Below are 19,565 nucleotides of genomic sequence, written 5' to 3'. Positions count from 1 at the left end.
ACTAGATTAAATAAAATATAGGAAGTGATATCGTGTCGATTTTAACACCTGATTACTCAACCTTGAATCATGAAGACATGGCAGAGAATATATCCATAAATATAAAGTATATACCCATATTAATAAACAGTTTTATAAAAGAATCTGCAATAATAATGCAAACTTTGGAAACTGCAGTTAAAGATAGAAATTTCTCGGAAATAAAATCAAATGCCCATGCAATGAAGGGAAGTGCAGGAAATTTAAGATTTAACGAAATATATGAAATGTCAAAAGAGATGGAGTTCGCAGCTACTGATTTAAAAGAAGAGTTTGAATATGAAGCTTATATGGAAGCATTGAACAATGCAATTGCTACAATTAAAGCTGTTTAAAATTTTTTGTTAAATACTTTGCTATTTATAAAATTTTGGCTATAATTCCACCGCTTCCCTTTAGACCTGTGCAATGGTACTTCGAGATACTGTGTCAGGGTAGGAATACAGCAGCACACCTTAGAGTGTTATGTGCCGCAGGTATCTGGAGGGGAGTCTTTTTTGACATATACTTTTATCCAACTACTTCGTTATAACTTCGTCATTTACTAATGTGAACTCCTCAGCTATGCCTTGAACTTGAATAAAATTATACGCCAAAACGTAATTGATACTTTTTTAGTCTTCTCTATACTTACTTATTCCGCACGGCTGATTTGGTTTTGGCGGATTGTTTTTTAAATATGTTAAGTCTTCTAATGTCTGTGTAAGGACTTTTTTTTGTTGAAGAATAGGAAGCATTAGATTGTCTTTTTCATTTAGGGAAATTCCCCAGTCTAAAAGTATTTTCTGTACTTCATCATCTAGTTCTTTAAGTGCATTTTCTATATGTTTAATTGAATTCATACAGCAATTGTAGCTAAATTTTAGAAATTTTTGGGTATAATCCCACTCTCAAATTATGAGAATTTTACAAAGGAGCCATCGATGCCAAAAATGAAATCGGTAAAAGGCGCTGTTAAGCGTTTTAAAGTTAAGAAAAACGGTTCTGTTAAACGTGGTACAGCGTACAGAAGTCACATTCTTACTAAACAAGATGCAGATACTCGTCGTAAGCAAAACAGCCCAAAAGTTGTTGCTAAAGCTGACGAAGCAAACATTAAGGCTATGATTAACTAATTTTAAATTAGCGGATTATAAATCTCCAATTATTTAATTGGGCAAGACCATCATAGATGTGGCACCTTATCACAAAAAGTGACCAGGTAAAGAAAAAAGGAAAAATATGCCAAGAGTAAAAACAGGTGTTGTTCGTAGAAGAAGACACAAAAAGATATTAAAATTAGCGAAGGGTTTTTATAGCGGACGCCGTAAACACTTCAGAAAAGCTAAAGAGCAAATTGAACGTTCATGGGTATATGCTCACCGTGACCGCAAGCAGAAAAAACGTGATTTCCGTAAATTATGGATCGTACGTATCAATGCAGCTTGTCGTTTAAATGGAATGAATTATTCAACTTTCATGAATGGCGTTCACAAATCTGGCATCGAGCTTGACCGTAAAATTCTTGCTGACATGGCGATGAATGACGCAGCAGCATTTAGTGCAGTTGTAGAAGCATCTAAAGCAGCACTTAGCAAATAATCTTTGCTAAGTTCAGACTCTCAACATATAGTTGAGGGTCTAAACCTTATGTAAAAACAGTACAGAGTTACCTTTAGAATTATAATAAATTCCCAATGAAGAACTTCTCGATACAAAAACACCTCTACCATTAAAAGACTTAGAATTTCTAAATATTTCACTTAATATCTGAGTATCAAAACCTTCACCTTCATCACTTATCTGAGTTATTATATAGATAGATGAGCCATACTGTATTCTATTTATTGTGACATTTATCTGTTTGTCACAAGTCTCTTGTTTTTGTAGTAGTGTGTTTAAATATGTGTCTTCTTCTATAAGTCTGTGTTTAGTCTGTGAATCGAGACTTAGGTTACCATGTTCGTAAGCATTCATGAATAGTTCTGTAAAAACAATACCTGCACTATAGATGAGTTTTGTGTCATCCGTTAAAGTATCCCATATATCAGCATACCATTCATTGGATTCTTCAACTTCATTTAGATTGGTATTAAAACTTTTTTTGGCAATTACTGTGTTGTCAAGGTCTAATTTGTTTATGAAAATAAAAGTTATATCATCTTCGGGAATGTTTATTTTCCAAAGCAGTTTCTCTTTCATATTTTCTTTTGTAAAAGAGTCTAAAAAATCTTCCTCTATATACTCTATATATAATTTGTCTTTGAATCTTGTAGGATTCTCAACCATTCCATCACTGTAAAACAGAAACTTGATGATTTCACAGGTATTATAAGTAGATATAGTAAAATCTCTTATATATTTACTTATAGGGGGATTGTTTGATTTTAATTTTATGAGTTCATTCTCTTTTGTTTGCATCATCAGTGCCGGCATTGAAAACTTTGCATATTCCATTTGAGCATTGTCGCAATCAAGCACTATAAAATCAATCGATAGAGCTTCTTCATCAAGTAGAATAGGTTTAATGTATTCTAATGCTTGAGATACAAGTTTGTGCAAATCAAAACCGTCTGACTCTTGCATTTTGTCGATTACATGATTGATATAAGATGTGATAAGCATTGAAGTAAGAGAGGCTGAAAGACCTTTTCCCATACCGTCTACAATAAGATAAAAAGTCTTTTGCTGATCTAGTTTTCTTGCGCTGTATGCGTCACCGCTTAAAATATCTAGAGGCTGATATGAAAAATCTACCAACGCTGTACATTTCATGTCGATAAGTTGATAATAAAAGTCGTTTCTTAAAATATTTAGCTCTTTTGCAAATGCTAAATCTTCTTGATAAGAACTATACTGCTCTTTATCTTCTAACTCTTTTAATTTAGCGTTTTTTTGATCTTCTAAATATTTGTTAGCAATTAATATTTTTGAAACCGATATTAAAGCATTTACCACTTCATGTGATTTGATTGGTTTTCTTATAAAGTTATTTACATTAAGCTGCAGTGCTTCTAATATTATATCTATCTCTGTAATCCCCGTAACTAAAATAATAGGGATGTCTTTATTTAATTCTCTGATTTGTTTGATCATGTCTAAGCCGTTAAGTTTAGGCATACTATAATCAGAAATGATAATGTCTACTTCATTTGATAAATATTTTTCATACCCATCTTCACCATCTTTAGCAAAGACTATTTTATTGATAAACTCTTTAAAAATAGTTTCATACAGAAGCTGTGTACTATTGTCATCTTCAACACATAGAAGTGTTAAAGATTTCATATTTTCTACAACATTTTCATCTATTTCAATTTGCTCTTTTAGCATATCTCTCTTTCTGTTAAACCGTGAATTTACTTAATTCATGTTGCAGTTTACTTGCATCGCCAGAGAGTGAATTAACACTGTCTTCTACTTTTGTTCTGTGTTGTATATTTTCATTTGAAAGCTCTATGACTTCATCCATATGAGCTATCAACTCTTTTGTTTTTGTAGCAATATATGTACTTTGATGCATAACATCTTTAGATTTGTCCGTTGTAACAGAAAGATTCTCTTTTGTTGCTTGTGAATCTGCAATAAGCTCTTGTGCCGAGCCTGAAATATCTTGCATATTTCTAGATGTCTTATCTGTTTCTTCAGCGATTTCAACAACATTCTGAGTGATAAGATTAACGTTCGCACTAATCTCGCTAAGTGATTTTTGTGTTCTCTCCGCAAGTTTTCTAACTTCATCGGCAACAACGGCAAATCCACGTCCGTGTTCGCCTGCACGGGCAGCTTCGATAGCGGCATTAAGGGCAAGAAGGTTAGTCTGATCCGCTATATCAGAGATTATCGCTAAAACATCTTTGATGTTTTTCGCCTGTTCTGTCAGTGATGATACTTTTTGAACTAAATCTTGCTGATGTTCACTTCCTTCATCAATTGCATACACAACAGAGTCCAGTTTTGCTACAAAGTTGTCAAGTACATTAAAAGTACTAGATAAATCTTCCGTAACCGTAATAGAAGCTTCTTCAACTGCATCGAGTCTCTGTCCTACTTCAGAAACAAGTGTATTTATGACCGTTATCTTAGCATCAGCAATCTCACCGTTTTTTGCAAGATCTTCTACAACCATATGCAGTTTTTGGCTCTCTTTAGTCGTTGCACTGGAAACAGCTTTAGCCTCGTTGACACTCTGTTTAAATGCAACAATCATCACATGTATTGCTTTTGAGATTTGAGATATCTCATCTTTACCTTCAACAATTATGTCACATGTTAAATCAAGACTGTCAGATACACAGCTTATCTTTTCTAGTGAGCTTCTAACACTTACGTTTATACCTTTGGAAATAATAAAGATGATAATAAATATTACTATAGCGAAGATACTATAACTCACTAATGTTATTGTTGTACTTAGTTTTGAAGCAGATTCTACTTCTGCCAGAAGTGTAGTGTTTTGCTTTGCAAGTTCATCATCAACTTGTTTAAGAAGATTGATTTTTTTAGTTATTGTCTTAAACCAGACAACGCTATCAACTCCAAAACCGCCTTCAGTTGCTTTAGTTCTTGCTACCTCTCTCATCGCATTAACTTCAGCAACTACGGGAGAATTGATTTTAGAGTGATAAAACTTTTTTGAATCTTCCGTAGCCATTGCAAGAAAAGAGTTAAGAAAAGCGTCTTGTTCTGCAACCAGTGTAATCCACTTTGCAAACATGCCGGGACCGAATTTATCAGCTGCAAATGTTCCGCTTAAAACGGCTCTTTCTATTCCGGCACGTTCTTTAGATTTTAAAAAGTTGGTATATGCATCCAGCGCTTTTACAAGCTCCTGTGTGTCTGCAAGTTTTGCAGTAAGAGCAACGATATTTAAAATCTTTTTATTCATCTTTGTATAGTATGCGACTTCATCTTTTACACTGATGCTTAATGAATCTACTTGTGAGCGTATTTGGTCTATTTTGCTCATATCAAGATTAAGAGCTGCAATTTCAGCTTGTAACTCTTTTGGAAATGAGCTTAAATCAAGAGTTGAAGTATAAGTCGTGAGTTCACTGTTTCTCTTTGTTGTTAAAACTCTTTGTTTAGGTAAAATATCTGAAAATTTTGTACCTTTTGAACCAAGATAACCGGCACTTGCACCTCTTTCTTTTTGTGTTTCATGAATTAACAAAGAGAGCTTTTGTGAAAGTATATTTAACTCTTTTGCCTGAGATATGACGGATCTGTCATGATATGCTTTATTTGTGGTAAGTGCAATAATAATCAGAGCAAAAGATACAACGATTACAGCTATAAGATTTAGTTTATATTTGATGCTCATACTACGCCTTTCTAGCCTTAAAAGTTGAAGCTAGATTTAAATCTGTAATCAGATGCATAAGCTGCTCATTGCCTATGCGCATTTCCACATTTATATTGTCTTTTAGAATCAGTTTATTAAAATATCCGATTACTGAAGAAGTTATAGAGAGAGAATCAATTATATTTATTGTTATATTTTTGTGCTGAGTGACTACACTGTCAATAACACGCTTGATTTCAGCGAAATCATTAATACTTTTTATGTTTCCCGAGATATCGATAATATTTGAAGATGATGTGATTTCCATAGCGTTTAGGCTCCTAGTTGTTGTATAATTTAGTTTAGTTTATTACTATAATTATTAATCTTTTATAAAATCATTGATTTTTGTTAACCATTCATTCATCTTCTTCTCATAACCGTTATTATTTAGTTTTACAAATTTCATAGGCTTTGATAAGTAGTCTTGTTTTACATAACCGCCAAAATCATGCGGATATAGATAATTCTCATTTCGTTGGGTTATATTTTTTGGGATTTCGAGCATCACTCCGTCATTAACTGCTTTTAATGCGGAGTTTATTGCTAAATATGCGGAGTTTGATTTTGGAGATGCACAGAGGTAAATCACTGCTTGGGCCAATATGATCCTTGCTTCGGGATAGCCGATTTTTGAAACACTTGTTAGTGCCGATGTTGTCAGTGTCAAAGCTTGAGGATTCGCATTTCCAATATCTTCACTGGCTAGTATGACAAGTCTTCTTGCTATAAAATCAGCACTCTCGCCGCCGTCTATCAACCTTGCTAGATAGTAGATGCCTGCATCCATGTCTGAGCCTCTGATTGACTTTATCATGGCACTTGTGAGATCATAATGAACACCTGCTTCACTGCTTCCCGTACTTAGAGCATTTGGTCTGAGTGATTTTAAAATATCTAGCGTTATGTTAGTATCTATGTTAGATGCAAACTCCAGAAGTTTCAACATTGCACGGGCATCTCCGCCGCTACTTGCGATGAGATACTCTTTTGCATCTGCGTCACATTTTAGGTCTGCATGAATAAGAGCTTTTTCTAAAAGGGTTGAAAGTGCTTCATTGTTTATATATTTAAGCTCAAAAAGCATAGAGCGGGAACGGATTGCCGATGTTAAAGAAAAGAAAGGATTTTCAGTAGATGCGCCTATGACTAAAACAGAATTATTTTCCATAACAGGCAGTAAGACTTCTTGCTGGTTTTTAGCGAGTCTGTGTACTTCGTCTATGAAAAGAAGAGGTCTTTGAAGAGCATTTTTGTATTGGTCAAATATTTTACGGAGTTGTTCTATCTTTAGTGAAGTCGCATTGAACTCGTAAAAGGGCAGGTCCATAGTCTTTGCGATGATTCTTGCTATGGAAGTCTTTCCGCATCCGGCGGGACCATAGAAAAAACTATGTCCCAAGGCAAACTTTTCACATAAAACTCTAAGCGGAGCTTCTTTTGCACTTAGGTGTTCCTGACCTATTAAGTCATCGAAAGAGCCGGGTCGTAGCAGATGCGTGAAGTCCACTTTATTTTGCTCGCTCTCGCTCTTTTTTGTCTGATTCTTTCATGAATGTATATAAAGCTGAGTATTCACTTCTGCTTAAAAATCTAACTTTGCCTGTTGGAAGATTATTTAGTTCTACCTCTGCAAAACTGATACGCTTAAGGTCGGCTACTTCAGCACCGAAGTGTGCAAAAAATCTTCTGATTTCTCTGTTTTGACCTTCTGATATTGCTATTTTAAGTACTGAGTAGTTATGTTCATTCTTCTGTATCTTATAACCTAAAAAAGGTGCAAAAGTCATTGAAGTTACTTTTGAGTGGGTATGTCCGCCGGCAGTAGCATCTAGAAGTTCAAGCCCATTCATCATGGCATCTTCCATCTCGGAAGTCACTTCACCTTTAATCTTGACTTTATAGATTCTCTCAAGGTTGGAGTTCATCAATGCGCTTGCTATCTTTGAAGCATCCGTTAAAAGTAGAACACCCTCAGTCGCGTAGTCGAGTCTGCCGACAGGAATAAAGTGTTTGTATTTTTTCTCTAAAGAGTCATAAATAGTCTTTCTGCCTCTTGGGTCGCTCTTAGTTACAAGCTCGCCTTTTGGTTTGTTATAGACAATAACCGTATATTTATCTCTTGGAGTAATCTGTTTACCGCTTACGTAGACGATGTCTTCTTTTTCATCTACCTGAGTTGCAGGGTTGTCCTGTATCTCACCGTTTACTCTTACGTAACCATCTTGTATAGCTTTGTCCGCTTCACGGCGTGAGTAGCTTGAATGGTGTGCAATGTACTTGTTTAATCGCATCATTATGATATGCCTTTTTCTATAAGCGTATGAATATGTAGTACGCCTTTTATCTTTTTATTTTTGTCTGTTACTACTAAAAGTTGTATCTTCATCTCTTCGATGATCACAAGAGCCTCACTGGCAAGAGTGTTTTCATCATCTAGTGTTCTTGGATTTTGAGTTGCATATTTTAAAACATTGTCTTCAAGTGAAAAGTTATCTTGCAAAAGTGCACGACGTATATCACCGTCACTTACCAAAGCTACAAGTCTGTTATCTTCATCTGCTATAAGAACCGTACCTAAACGGCCTTGGCTGATTTCAATGATGGCTTCTTTTACTTTTGTATCTTTTGAGACTATTGGCAAATTGTCTTTTTTCATAAGATCGCTTACTTTTACAAACAGTTTTTTGCCAAGTGCTCCACCGGGGTGAAAAGAGGCAAAATCACTCTTTTTAAAGTTTCTTGCCTTCATCAGACAAATAGCTAAAGCATCGCCCAGTGCTAAAGTAAGTGTAGTAGAACTTGTAGGTGCTATATCAAGCGGACAAGCCTCTTTTTCTACAATAACATCAATAACTACATCACTATATTTTCCGAGCGTCGAGTTTTGATTTCTCGTCATACCTATAAGAGGTGTTTTAAATCTTTTGATATGAGGTAAAATAGAACTGAGTTCTTCACTTTCTCCGCTGTAACTTATTGCAATAACTACATCATTTTCGCTGATCATTCCCAAATCACCATGAAGTGCTTCTGTAGGATGCAGAAAAAAACTAGGAGTGCCTGTTGACGCAAAAGTTGCTGCCATCTTAGCACCGATAAGTCCGCTTTTACCGACACCCGTAACCACAAGTTTGCCTTTACATGCAAGAACCGTCTCTACGGCTTTGTCAAATGCATCACCCATGTTTTTGGATGCCAACAGCAGTGTTTGAGCTTCAATATTTAAAGTTTCTTGTGCAATCTCTTTATAATTCATAATGTGATTATACCGTTTTTAGCTTCATAAGATATAATTCGCGTATGAAAAAGATAGTAATATTATTTAGCGGCGATGGTTTCAATGCCCAAAACATAGTAAAAAAGTTACATGAAAAAGAGTGTTATGTAGCGTGTGGAATCACAAATAAAAGAGATGCAAAAGGTCTTGATAAACTTCAAAAGCTATCAGTAAAAACAGATGTCTTGGAACATACTGAGTTTGACTCAAGAGAAAAGTTCGATGAAGAGCTTGTAAGACTAGTAAACTCTCATGAGCCTGATCTTGTAGTTTTGAGCGGATTTATGAGAATATTAAGTGAAGTATTTACCTCAAAGGTAAAGGCAATAAACCTGCATCCGTCTCTGCTTCCAAAATTCAAAGGCGCAAGAGCTATTGAGAGAAGTTTTGAGAGCGATGAAGAGGAATGCGGAGTAAGCGTTCACTATGTAAGCAGCGAACTTGACGGCGGTGAGATTATCTTGCAAAAGAGTTTTCTCAGAGAAGATAACGAGACTTTAGATAGTTTTTCTGCTAAGATTAAAGCAATAGAATATGAAATAATGCCAGAGGCAATAGTTGAGGTTCTTACTAGGAGTTAAAGATGCAAAAGCTGTTTGAAGAAGTAGGTTCATTGGATAAGAGATGTTACGAAGAGTTTGACTTAACTGAAGATATCTTGATGGAGCATGCTGCACAAGGCATGGCATCTTATATTCAAAACAATTTTGCTAAAAATTCCAAAGTAACAATAGTTTGCGGAAGCGGAAATAACGGTGCAGACGGCATCGCCTGTGCAAGACTTCTTCACGGTGACTTTGATGTTAGCATCTACTACGCAAAAGAGCCAAAATCTCAGATGGCACTTCTTCAACAAAAACGTGCAGATGCCATAGGCGTAAAAAACACCAAAGAGATAAAAGATTCAGATGTTTTAATAGATGCTATTACCGGTACTGGTTTTAACGGTGAGTTTAGCAGTGAGTTAAAAGAGTTGATAGAATCAATGAACGCACTTGAAGCTTTTAAGATTGCTTGTGATGTTCCAAGCGGGTATAAGTTTTTTGCAGACGTTACCCTTACTATGGGAGCACTAAAAAAAAATATGTTTTTAGATGCCTTCAAAGAGTTCGTAGGAAAAATAGAAGTCTTGGATTTGGGTGTAACCAGAGAGATTTACGAGCGTGAGACTAACTGGCATCTGTTGGATTTTGATGACTTGAGACTTCCCACAAGAGAGCTTAAAAACACGCACAAAGGAAGTTTCGGGCATCTGGCTTTAGCATGTGGGACAAAAAGCGGTGCAAGCATCTTAAGTGCCAGAGCCGCTCTTAGGTTTGGAGCCGGTCTTGTAACGCTTGTGGGTTATGAGAATGAGCAAATTCCTCATAGCATTATGTATTCGCATGAGCTTCCTTATAACACGACAGCCTTAGCTATTGGAATGGGATTAGGTGATGAGTTTAGTGACGAAGAATTAGATGAATTTTTAGATAGTTCTCTGCCTCTTGTCGCCGACGCAGATATTTTTCATATGCCGATAGTCACGCAGATTTTAAAAAGAAAAAATGTTGTCTTGACCCCGCATGCAAAAGAATTTAGCGCTCTTTTAAAACAAGTAGGGCTTGCAGATATAAGTGTCGAGGAACTGCAAAAATACAGATTCAAGTATGTGGAACTTTTTACAAGTGTTTATCCGAATGTTACACTTCTTTTAAAAGGTGCAAATGTAATAATTGCTAAAGGCAAAGATTTTTTTATAAACCCTCACGGTACGTCTTCTCTTGCAAAAGGCGGAAGCGGGGATGTTTTAAGCGGACTTATAGGAGCACTTTTGGCACAAGGATATGATAGTCTTGAAGCCGCAAAGAACGCTTCGCTTGCACACACAAGATTAGCACAAAGTTACAGTGGTGCTGATTTTTCTCTTACACCGGATGATTTGATTATGCAGATAGGTAAGCTATAAGATTTCTTATGTTATAAATCAGTCATTAATAAAAAAGGCACAAAAGTGCAAAGGTTACAAACCTGTTAAAATTTAGTGTTAAATTAAGGAATATATGAGATGGATAATATCTTAAAAATCGGAAAATATGAGCTTGGTTCTCGTCTAATAGTCGGTAGTGGAAAATATGCAGACTTTGAGACTACGAAAGAAGCGACTTTAGCATCTGGAAGTGAACTAATTACTGTTGCTGTTCGTCGTCTAAACATCACAGACCCGGATAAAGAGAATCTTCGCGATACTTTTGCCGGAACAAATGTTAAGTTTTTGCCAAACTCTGCAGGATGTGTTACAGCCGAAGAAGCTATTACTACATTTCGCCTGATGCGTGAGGCTACGGGGATTGACTTAATCAAACTAGAGGTAATCGGGGATACTCAAAAAACTCTTTATCCTGATGTTTTAGAGACGATAAAAGCTTGTGAGATTTTGGCTAAAGATGGTTTTACTATTATGTCTTATACTTCAGATGACCCGATAATGGCAAAAAGACTTGAAGATGCAGGTTCCCATGCTATCATGCCTTTGGCTGCTCCTATCGGCTCAGGTCTTGGTATTCAAAATCCTTACAATATAGTTTTCATTCGTGAGGCTGTAAGTGTTCCAGTAATCGTAGATGCGGGAATCGGTTGTGCTTCAGATGCAGCTTATGCAATGGAGCTCGGGGCTGAGGGTGTTTTAACTAACACAGCTATCGCTCAGGCACAAAACCCTATGATTATGGCTCAGGCTATGAAACATGCAGTTATCGCAGGCAGGATGAGTTACCTCTCGGGTAGAATCCCTAAACGTCCATATGCAACTGCATCTTCTCCAATAGATGGAATGATACAGTTTTAATAGTCCGAAAAAGGAAGTAATTCCTTTTTCTTCGCTAAAGCCGCTGAGGCTACTCATCGTGGAGAATGCCATTGGTTAGCATTCCTAAAAGCTAAACTCCTTTGGAGTTAGAGTTCTTCTTTGATTTAGTATCTTCTACTTAACAACTACTTGGTTTCTACCTTTTTCTTTTGCTTCATATAATGCTTTATCTACTCTTTTTATGAAGGACTCTTCACTTTCATTATGTCTATACTCTGTAACACCAAGTGATATAGTAAGTCTTCCGACAATAGCAAAGGTATATTCCTCGACTGCGACTCTTAATTTCTCTGCAAGAATGGAAGCAATAGCGGCATCTGTAGATTGAAGTGTAACCATAAATTCTTCTCCACCCCATCTTGCAGCAATATCGTTTGCACGGGTAACCGATTTGATAATCTTAGCTATGTCGACAAGAACCTTATCTCCAACATCATGTCCGTAAGTGTCATTAACAAGTTTAAAATTGTCTATGTCTAAAAAGATTATGGACAGAGGAGAAGCAATAGCATGCGAGAGTGCCATCTCTTTATCTAGAACATCGTTTAGTTTACTTCTGTTAAAGAGTTTTGTCAAAGGGTCTGTAGAAGCCATATGCTCAAGCTCTTTAATCTTTTCATACTCATTTGTTATCTCATCAAATGTAATTAAGTAGAGTGTTCTATCGTCTGTTCTTACTTCTTTTGCGTAGGGTCTGAAGTATCTAAACTCACCATTTTTTTGTATACGTACTTTTAAGTTTTTAGAGTCTTGTTCTTTTTTTAGATACTCAATCCAGTGGACACCGTTATTGTAAGTCTGTATAAAATCTTTGTTATTATCGATTTTATCAAACATATCAGAGAGGTATTGATAACTGTTTTTAAACTCAACAATTGATGAATAACCTGTAAATTCCAAGATCGTTTTATTTGCATAAATAATATTTTGACCATCTGCAAGAACAATAAAACTGGCATCTGTATCTATTATCTGTTGTAAAAGCTGTTTTGTGGATTCTATCTCTTTTGTTCTTCTGTTTACTTCACTCTGTAGTTTTTCATTTTGTTTTAGTTGCTTATATATAAGAAGTATGATACTAAGTAGAAAAAATACAACAAAGACTTTTAAAATAAGAGCTCTGTTTTTAATAGACGAAGCAACAGCATCATACTCGGTAGAGTCTAAGTTGATGCTGATTCCGCCTCTTACATCACCGAGTTTATAACCTTGATGTTTGTGACAAGGCAAGCAAGCTTTTGTCGTGACTAATGCACCCATATAATTAAAGTTAGAGTTTTTATCTATCTCGTAGTACTCTTTTTCACCAGTTTTTCCTATGTACTTTAAAGCTCTCTCTTCAAAAGGAGTGGCTTTGTTATGCGGGTTTATGGGAATCAGACTTGTTATGCGAAAGTGGAAACCTTTTATGTTTGAGATTTCTGATAGTTGTCTGGTCATCCAGGCAGGATTTATTTTTATAAGTGTTAAGTTTTCATCTACTTTGAGAGTGTTGTTTTTTAGATATGGATTCGGTTTTTGACCTTCAAGAGGTTTGACATATACACCGCCGTAAGTTGCATTCCATTTTCTAGTATTTACTTGGTCTTTAAAGTGAGTTTGGGCTTGGTTTACGAGTATCTGTTTTTGAAGTTCTATTCCCTTTTCGCTAAAAACATCAATAGGATAAAAAAGTGTTAGAGTCGAGATGATAAAAATAGTACAAAGTACTATGTATTTGTTTAATTTACTCATAGTTACTAATTTTAACCAATAGTATTATTACTTTTTCTTAAATGTCTATATTCTTTGATAGGTGCGTCATAAGTAGAAGTTGCCCCATACCTTCAAAGAACTTATCAACTCCCATATCCTTGGCATCTAAGGCTTTTTGCAAGGCAGCATAAAAAACCAATTGAGATTCTTCAGATGCTTGCATAAAAGTATCTATAATGTACTCAAAAGTCATAGTATGAACTTCTCCATTTACGTCAAAGTCTATACTGGAGTTTGCATCTATGCCTTCATCAATTAATATTTGTTTACACTGTCTTGTAATCTGATTCATGATTATAAAACTCCCATTAGAGATAACATAACAACAAACATAGCTATTGGAGTAATGTAGCGAAGTGAGAAGTACCAAGCCTCAAATGCAAAACCTAGCTGGGGTTTTAGGATTGATTCTACTCTCTGCTTTTCAATAACAAAACCGACAAACACAGCCATTATCAATCCACCCATAGGAAGCATGATAGCCGCTGTCACATGGTCTACCCAGTCAAAGAAGTTTTTATCTCCCCATGTAAGAGCTTCTTTGTAACCGTCAATATTTGAAAGCAGGGCAACTATTCCGATAAGGTAAAAGAAAAGACCCATTGCCACAGAAGATGTTAATCTACTCCAGTTAAATCTGTCTATGAAGTACTGAACCATAGGTTCTACAAGTGATACCGAAGACGTAAGGCCTGCAAAAGCAAGAGCTAAAAAGAATAAAACTGCAAAGAAATTACCAATGATGCCCATTTCATAAAATGCTGCAGGCAGTGAGATAAAAACTAGACCCGGACCTTTTGCAGGACCTGCTCCATACTGATAAAGAAATGTAAAGAGCATGAGTCCTGCAACAATTGCTATGGCGGTATCTAAAAAAACAACCCAAAAAGCATTTTGAACAAGATTTGAGTTTTTCTCCATCGAAGCTGAATAAGTCATTATGGCACCCATACCGAGAGAGAGAGTAAAAAATGCATGACCGACGGCGGTTACAAAGGCATCAGAATCTATTTTAGACCAGTCTGCTGCAAACATAAAGTCAACCGCTCTGCCAAATGAGTCAAGTGTTACAGCATAAGCGAACATTCCAACTAGTATAAGCATAAGAGTAGGCATTAAAACTACATTTATTTTTTCAATACCGCCTTTTATACCTTTTGTTAAAACATGAGTTATCCATATAAATGCAAGAGTATGATAAAAGAGTTGTGTCCAGATATCGGTATGAAGCATAGCGTTAAATGTTGTCTCAGCTTCTTTTACGGTTGCAGGAAGATAAGACAGAGACGTAACTATATAGTGAAATATCCATCCTATGACGACGGAGTAGAAGATCATAATAAAAAGACCTGCCAAACCTTGAAAACCACCGAATTTCCACAGTTTTTTATTTCTAGGGGCTAACTCTTCAAAAGAAGTTACACTGTCTTTTCTTCCCATATAACCGATTAGCATCTCGGCAATCATTATAGAAAAACCAATCAGTAAAACCGTAATGAGATAAATTAGAACAAATGCTCCGCCGCCATATTCTCCTGCAATATATGGAAATTTCCATATATTTCCAAGTCCAACTGCACTTCCCGCTGCAGCTAAAATAAACCCAATTCTACTAAATCTTGCTATTTTCATCTGTTACAATCCCTTTAAACAGAAGCAATTATACTAGAAAAAATAAATATATAAAAGAATTGCATAAAAACCATTGACATTTAAAAAGTTATTGACTATAATTTCGCCTCATTAATCAGCTTAAAGCTTGGTTTTTGTGTAGGTCGGGGTGTAGCTCAGTATGGTTAGAGTACCTGGTTTGGGACCAGGGGGCCGAAGGTTCGAGTCCTTTCACCCCGACCACTTTTATATTTACAAAAAATATGGTGAGATTAGCTCAGTTGGTTAGAGCACTGGTTTGTGGTGCCGGGGGTCGCGGGTTCGAATCCCGTATCTCACCCCATATAACAAATAAATATAAAACTTTTAAAATAACAATAATAAATGATAGTAGCGTTCGTGGCTCAACTGGATAGAGTTTCGGATTTCGGCTCCGAGGGTTATAGGTTCGAATCCTATCGGGCGTACCATTTTTTATGCTGAATGTGCGTCCTTAGCTCAGCTGGATAGAGCAATGCCCTTCTAAGGCATAGGCCAAAGGTTCGAATCCTTTAGGGCGTACCACTGACACATGGTAATCTAACTTTTTTTTAAGAAAAGTAAGATACAATGTCGAACTTTTATTTATGTTAACAATCACATGCGGATGTGGTGAAATTGGTATACACGCCAGACTTAGGATCTGGTGCCGCAAGGCGTGGAGGTTCAAGTCCTCTCATCCGCACCACTCATGCAAAACTTCAATTAAAAATTATCAACAAACTCTTTAAATTCATCTATCTCTATAGGTTTTGAAAAAAAGTACCCTTGTATTTTATTACAGTGTAAATATTTTAAAGTATCTATATGCTCTTGTGTCTCAGAACCCTCCGCAATCACATCTTTGCCTAATGCCCTAGCCATAGCGATAATTGTAGCTACAATAGACTTGTCGTCTTCATCTTTATCAATATCAAGAACAAAACTACGGTCTATTTTAATAGTTTGTGCAGGTAGTTTTTTAAGATAGCTCAGTGATGAGTAGCCTGTTCCAAAATCATCAATAGAGAGTTTAAAACCTCTATAATGCAACTCATTTAAAATATTTAGAGCATTATCTATGTCACTCATAATATGTGACTCTGTAATCTCTAGTTCAACGTAACTTTTCTCAATACTAATTTCATTAACAATAGAGCAAATGTCATCTATGAATTTTTCATTTTCCAACTGCTTGTTAGATACGTTTATGGATACAGTTAGCATATGACCTGATTCATGTAGTGCTTTTGTGTCCATTAAAGCCTGTTTTGCTACCCAGAGACCAATACTGTATATCTGTCCTGTTTCTTCTAAGATACTAATAAATTTATCTGGCCTAACAAGCCCCATTTTTGGGTGTCTCCATCGTATTAATGCTTCCATGCCGTAAACCATTTTTGTTTCAAGGTTGATTTTCGGTTGATAAACTAGAAAGAACTCGTTGTTACTAATAGCATTGCGTAAACTATCTTCTATAAAGAGTCTTTCTGTGATTTTTTCATTCATTGATTGTTTGAAAAATTTAAAGTTATTTTTTCCGGAAGCTTTTACTTGATACATTGCAGTATCAGCTGCTTTAATCAGTTCATCGTAGTTTTCTCCATCATCAGGATATATACTTATTCCCATACTTACGCCGGTATAAATATCTTTATTTTCTAAAAGTATAGGGGCTTCAAATGCTGCAATTATTTTTTCAGCAATTGGCACAATATCCAGAATCGAGCTTACATCTTCTAGTAAAACTGTAAACTCATCTCCACCTAAACGAGCAAGCGTGTCTTGTTCTCTAAGTATGCCTTTGATACGCTTTGCAACTTCAACTAAAAAAATATCTCCCGTAAAATGACCGAGTGTATCATTGACGTTCTTAAAATTATCCATATCTATAAAGATTATTGCCAGTTTTTGCTTGTTACGCTTTGCAAATGGTATTCTATTAAGCACACGTTCTTCAAAAAGAAACCTATTTGGAAGCTCAGTAAGTGCATCAAAATATGCAAGATTGTGTATAAGCTTTTCTTGTTCTTTTTTCTTGCTGATATCGTTTGCTATGGAGATATAATTTGTTAAAGCACCTTCATCGTTGTAAAGAGCGATAATATTGACTTCGGATACATATCTTTCGGAATTTTTTTTACGGTCTATAATCTCACCGCTCCATTGACCTTTTAGCTTTATCTCTTCCCACATTTGTTTATAAAACTTTTCATCATGCCAACCGGAACTAAATATTTTTGGTGTTTGTCCTTTTATTTCCTCAGAGGTATACCCTGTGATATTTGTAAATGCTTCATTTACTTTGAGTATACGTTGATTAGCATCTGTAATCACAACTCCATCACTCATTTTTGAAAAAACTTCAGATGCCAGCATAAGTTCGTTTTGGACAGCTTTTTGTTTTGTTATATCATGAACTGTTCCAATAGAGCGTAAGACATTACCATCACTGTCAAATTCATGCTCGCATCTCTCTTCAACAAATCCTATTTCACCATTTTTGCGGATAATACGGTGTGTTATATAATAACCTTCTTTTTGTGCTATTGAGTCTGTATAAGCACTGTTTACAAGTTCAACATCATCAGGGTGGATATATTTTAAAAATGCTTCATAAGTCGCGCCAAACTCTTGAGGCTCTAATCCAAATATACGATAGACTTCATCTGACCAAAAAAGAGTGTTTGTGATTAAGTTGAGTTCCCAGTGACCAATATGAGCCAACTCTTGTGCTTTGTTTAGTCCATATTTTAATTCTTTTAAGTATTCTTTTTCTTCAACTAATTCGGTTATATCCCAAAATATTCCAATGACGGCAACTACTTTGCCATTTGAGTAGAGAGGTTTTTTTACTGTTCTGATTTTTCTATATTCGCCATTTATGAAGATAGTTTCTACAGTGTCAATAATTTGTGCATTTTTGAGTACACAAGCATCATCATCGCGGTATTTTTGTGCAATCTCTTTTGGAAAAAAGTCTAAATCATTTTTACCAATGATAGAAGAAATATCTTCACCGATTAAATCTGCATAAGCAGTGTTTGCAAAAAGATATTTGGAATCATAATCTTTAACAAAGATGTGTTGTTCCAATGAGTTAAGTATCAGATCACTGTCAATGAAGTTATTCAAACAATCTCCTATTTATTTATATGAGTATACATAAGCCCATTCTATCAAGTTAGTAATTAATGTTTCTTTTAATGTTTTGATGCGTTATTTGTTCTGAGTAAAATGCTTTACATATCAATAATGTTTATAATTACTAAAAATTCAATTATTGGAATTAGTTTAAAATATTGTCTGTAAAAAACATAAAACTATATGCTATTTGTGAAAAATCATAAAAAACAGGCTAAATTACTAAATAAAATATATATCAATATTAAGATATACTTTTAAAAATATATTTAGGATTAATAATGTCTAAAAGATCAGCTACAGACCAAGAAGCTCTGGATTATCATGAATTTCCACAACCTGGAAAAATATCAGTTGAGACTACAAAAACTGTAGACACCCAACAAGACTTGTCACTTGCGTATACTCCGGGCGTTGCAATTCCATGTTTAGAAATCGAGAAGAATCCTGATGATGCTTACCGATATACAGCCAAAAAGAACTTGGTGGCAGTTATCTCAAACGGAACAGCAGTTCTTGGACTTGGAAATATAGGAGCCTTAGCATCTAAGCCTGTTATGGAAGGTAAGAGTGTGTTGTTTAAAAATTTTTCAGGACTTGATTGTTTTGACATAGAAGTAGATACTGAGAGTATAGACAGATTTTGTTCGGTCGTTACCGCAATAGCTCCTACCTTTGGCGGAATTAATTTAGAAGACATAAAAGCACCTGAGTGTTTTGAGATAGAGAGACGCTTGGTCGAAGAGTTAAATATTCCCGTAATGCATGATGATCAGCATGGAACGGCAGTTATTTCTGCTGCGGGGATTATCAATGCCTGTGAAGTTACACACAGAAAAATAGAAGATTTGAAGGTAGTTGTTGTCGGTGCAGGTGCGGCAGCAATATCATGTGCGAGACTTTATAAAAAACTTGGAGTCAGAGAGATATATATGCTTGATTCCAAAGGTGTTATTCATAACGGAAGAAGTGACTTAAACGCTTTTAAAAGAGAATTCTGTGCAGGAGGATATATGACTCACTCAGAAGTTTTTGAGTGTGCTGATGTCGTTGTTGGTCTATCTCGTCCTGGAACATTCAGTGTTGAAGATATTAAAAGTATGGCAAATGAGCCTATAGTATTTACTCTGGCAAACCCGACACCTGAAATATTTCCGGAAGAAGTCATGAAAGCAAGGCCGGATGCCGTAGTGGCAACAGGGCGCAGTGATTTTGATAATCAGGTCAATAATGTTTTGGGATTTCCATTTATTTTTAGAGGAGCTATGGATGTCCGTGCCTGTAAGATAAATGATGAAATGAAAATAGCCGCTGCATATGCACTGGCAGATTTAGCACGTAGTGAAGTACCAAAATATCTCAATGAGTTATATGGTAAAAAGATAAAATTTGGTAAGAACTACCTGATTCCTAAACCGTTTGATAAAAGACTTATAGTAGAAATCTCCAGTGCGGTGGCGCAGGCAGCCATAGATAGCGGTGCATCTTTTATGAAAGGTTTTGATATAAAAGCTTACAGAAAAGAGCTGGCAAAAATATTATAATAA

At 35.7% G+C, this 19,565-nt stretch carries 18 protein-coding genes, 5 tRNA genes and 1 other RNA gene; 13 read left to right on the top strand and 11 right to left on the bottom strand.

Annotated elements, in window-relative coordinates:
• The first annotated feature begins 32 nt into the window (after positions 1 to 32).
• On the top strand, positions 33 to 374 hold the full coding sequence (locus ABYK18_RS10005) for an Hpt domain-containing protein (protein ID WP_373036523.1): 342 nt from the start codon (positions 33 to 35) through the stop codon (positions 372 to 374).
• A gap of 57 nt (positions 375 to 431) precedes the next feature.
• Positions 432 to 529, top strand: an RNA gene (ffs, locus tag ABYK18_RS10000) — signal recognition particle sRNA small type.
• 124 nt (positions 530 to 653) lie between these two features.
• Here ffs and ABYK18_RS09995 read toward each other — a convergent pair.
• Entirely contained in the window at positions 654 to 881 is a 228-nt protein-coding gene (locus ABYK18_RS09995) for a hypothetical protein (protein ID WP_373036522.1), read from the bottom strand.
• Between the two features lie 81 nt (positions 882 to 962).
• Between ABYK18_RS09995 and rpmI the strand changes: the two genes are divergently transcribed.
• Positions 963 to 1,154 carry a 50S ribosomal protein L35 gene (gene rpmI / locus ABYK18_RS09990; protein WP_297686430.1) on the top strand — a complete coding sequence of 64 codons (192 nt, stop codon included), beginning with the start codon at positions 963 to 965 and terminating at the stop codon, positions 1,152 to 1,154.
• A gap of 106 nt (positions 1,155 to 1,260) precedes the next feature.
• Positions 1,261 to 1,620: a 50S ribosomal protein L20 gene (gene rplT / locus ABYK18_RS09985; protein ID WP_373036521.1), complete on the top strand. Its 360-nt coding sequence runs from the start codon at positions 1,261 to 1,263 to the stop codon at positions 1,618 to 1,620.
• A gap of 39 nt (positions 1,621 to 1,659) precedes the next feature.
• Here the strand turns inward: rplT and ABYK18_RS09980 are convergent, their stop codons facing one another.
• From ABYK18_RS09980 to ABYK18_RS09955, 6 genes are read right to left on the bottom strand one after another with little or no spacing between them, the layout of a single operon-like run.
• Complete coding sequence (locus tag ABYK18_RS09980) at positions 1,660 to 3,351, bottom strand: response regulator (protein WP_373036520.1); 1,692 nt, start codon at positions 3,349 to 3,351, stop codon at positions 1,660 to 1,662.
• 13 nt (positions 3,352 to 3,364) lie between these two features.
• On the bottom strand, positions 3,365 to 5,341 hold the full coding sequence (locus ABYK18_RS09975; protein WP_373036519.1) for a nitrate- and nitrite sensing domain-containing protein: 1,977 nt from the start codon (positions 5,339 to 5,341) through the stop codon (positions 3,365 to 3,367).
• A gap of 1 nt (position 5,342) precedes the next feature.
• A complete protein-coding gene (locus ABYK18_RS09970) occupies positions 5,343 to 5,630 on the bottom strand; it encodes a hypothetical protein (RefSeq protein ID WP_373036518.1) in 288 nt (95 codons plus the stop codon).
• Between the two features lie 54 nt (positions 5,631 to 5,684).
• Positions 5,685 to 6,872 carry a replication-associated recombination protein A gene (locus tag ABYK18_RS09965; RefSeq protein WP_373036517.1) on the bottom strand — a complete coding sequence of 396 codons (1,188 nt, stop codon included), beginning with the start codon at positions 6,870 to 6,872 and terminating at the stop codon, positions 5,685 to 5,687.
• 1 nt (position 6,873) lies between these two features.
• Positions 6,874 to 7,656, bottom strand: a complete 783-nt coding sequence (locus ABYK18_RS09960; protein ID WP_373036578.1) for a pseudouridine synthase — start codon at positions 7,654 to 7,656, stop codon at positions 6,874 to 6,876.
• Positions 7,657 to 7,658: 2 nt separating this feature from the next.
• Positions 7,659 to 8,621: an SIS domain-containing protein gene (locus tag ABYK18_RS09955; RefSeq protein ID WP_373036516.1), complete on the bottom strand. Its 963-nt coding sequence runs from the start codon at positions 8,619 to 8,621 to the stop codon at positions 7,659 to 7,661.
• A gap of 44 nt (positions 8,622 to 8,665) precedes the next feature.
• On the opposite strand from ABYK18_RS09955, the gene purN reads away from it, so the two are divergent.
• From purN to ABYK18_RS09940, 3 genes are all read left to right on the top strand, one after another.
• Positions 8,666 to 9,223 (top strand): phosphoribosylglycinamide formyltransferase, encoded by a 558-nt coding sequence (gene purN / locus ABYK18_RS09950; RefSeq protein ID WP_373036515.1) that lies wholly within the window; start codon positions 8,666 to 8,668, stop codon positions 9,221 to 9,223.
• A gap of 2 nt (positions 9,224 to 9,225) precedes the next feature.
• On the top strand, positions 9,226 to 10,590 hold the full coding sequence (locus ABYK18_RS09945; protein WP_373036514.1) for an NAD(P)H-hydrate dehydratase: 1,365 nt from the start codon (positions 9,226 to 9,228) through the stop codon (positions 10,588 to 10,590).
• A 99-nt stretch (positions 10,591 to 10,689) separates the two neighbouring features.
• Entirely contained in the window at positions 10,690 to 11,469 is a 780-nt protein-coding gene (locus tag ABYK18_RS09940) for a thiazole synthase (RefSeq protein WP_373036513.1), read from the top strand.
• A gap of 135 nt (positions 11,470 to 11,604) precedes the next feature.
• On the opposite strand, the gene ABYK18_RS09935 is transcribed toward ABYK18_RS09940, so the two are convergent.
• From ABYK18_RS09935 to ABYK18_RS09925, 3 genes are read right to left on the bottom strand one after another with little or no spacing between them, the layout of a single operon-like run.
• Positions 11,605 to 13,224 carry a diguanylate cyclase gene (locus ABYK18_RS09935; protein ID WP_373036512.1) on the bottom strand — a complete coding sequence of 540 codons (1,620 nt, stop codon included), beginning with the start codon at positions 13,222 to 13,224 and terminating at the stop codon, positions 11,605 to 11,607.
• A 37-nt stretch (positions 13,225 to 13,261) separates the two neighbouring features.
• Positions 13,262 to 13,537: a hypothetical protein gene (locus ABYK18_RS09930; RefSeq protein ID WP_373036511.1), complete on the bottom strand. Its 276-nt coding sequence runs from the start codon at positions 13,535 to 13,537 to the stop codon at positions 13,262 to 13,264.
• Positions 13,538 to 13,539: 2 nt separating this feature from the next.
• Positions 13,540 to 14,877 carry a sodium-dependent transporter gene (locus tag ABYK18_RS09925; protein ID WP_373036510.1) on the bottom strand — a complete coding sequence of 446 codons (1,338 nt, stop codon included), beginning with the start codon at positions 14,875 to 14,877 and terminating at the stop codon, positions 13,540 to 13,542.
• A 144-nt stretch (positions 14,878 to 15,021) separates the two neighbouring features.
• Between ABYK18_RS09925 and ABYK18_RS09920 the strand changes: the two genes are divergently transcribed.
• From ABYK18_RS09920 to ABYK18_RS09900, 5 genes are all read left to right on the top strand, one after another.
• Positions 15,022 to 15,099, top strand: a tRNA-Pro gene (locus ABYK18_RS09920).
• Positions 15,100 to 15,122: 23 nt separating this feature from the next.
• Positions 15,123 to 15,199: transfer RNA gene (locus ABYK18_RS09915), tRNA-His, on the top strand.
• A gap of 50 nt (positions 15,200 to 15,249) precedes the next feature.
• Positions 15,250 to 15,326, top strand: a tRNA-Arg gene (locus ABYK18_RS09910).
• Positions 15,327 to 15,343: 17 nt separating this feature from the next.
• Positions 15,344 to 15,420: transfer RNA gene (locus ABYK18_RS09905), tRNA-Arg, on the top strand.
• 78 nt (positions 15,421 to 15,498) lie between these two features.
• A tRNA-Leu gene (locus tag ABYK18_RS09900) sits at positions 15,499 to 15,583 on the top strand.
• A gap of 17 nt (positions 15,584 to 15,600) precedes the next feature.
• On the opposite strand, the gene ABYK18_RS09895 is transcribed toward ABYK18_RS09900, so the two are convergent.
• On the bottom strand, positions 15,601 to 18,009 hold the full coding sequence (locus ABYK18_RS09895; protein WP_373036509.1) for an EAL domain-containing protein: 2,409 nt from the start codon (positions 18,007 to 18,009) through the stop codon (positions 15,601 to 15,603).
• Between the two features lie 290 nt (positions 18,010 to 18,299).
• On the opposite strand from ABYK18_RS09895, the gene ABYK18_RS09890 reads away from it, so the two are divergent.
• Positions 18,300 to 19,562 (top strand): malic enzyme-like NAD(P)-binding protein, encoded by a 1,263-nt coding sequence (locus ABYK18_RS09890; protein ID WP_373036508.1) that lies wholly within the window; start codon positions 18,300 to 18,302, stop codon positions 19,560 to 19,562.
• Positions 19,563 to 19,565: the final 3 nt, after the last annotated feature.

It is taken from the genome of Sulfurimonas sp. (assembly GCF_041563495.1).
GTDB lineage: Bacteria > Campylobacterota > Campylobacteria > Campylobacterales > Sulfurimonadaceae > Sulfurimonas.
Note: the sequence above shows the minus strand (reverse complement) of the source record. Positions and strands in the feature narration are given on the sequence as shown.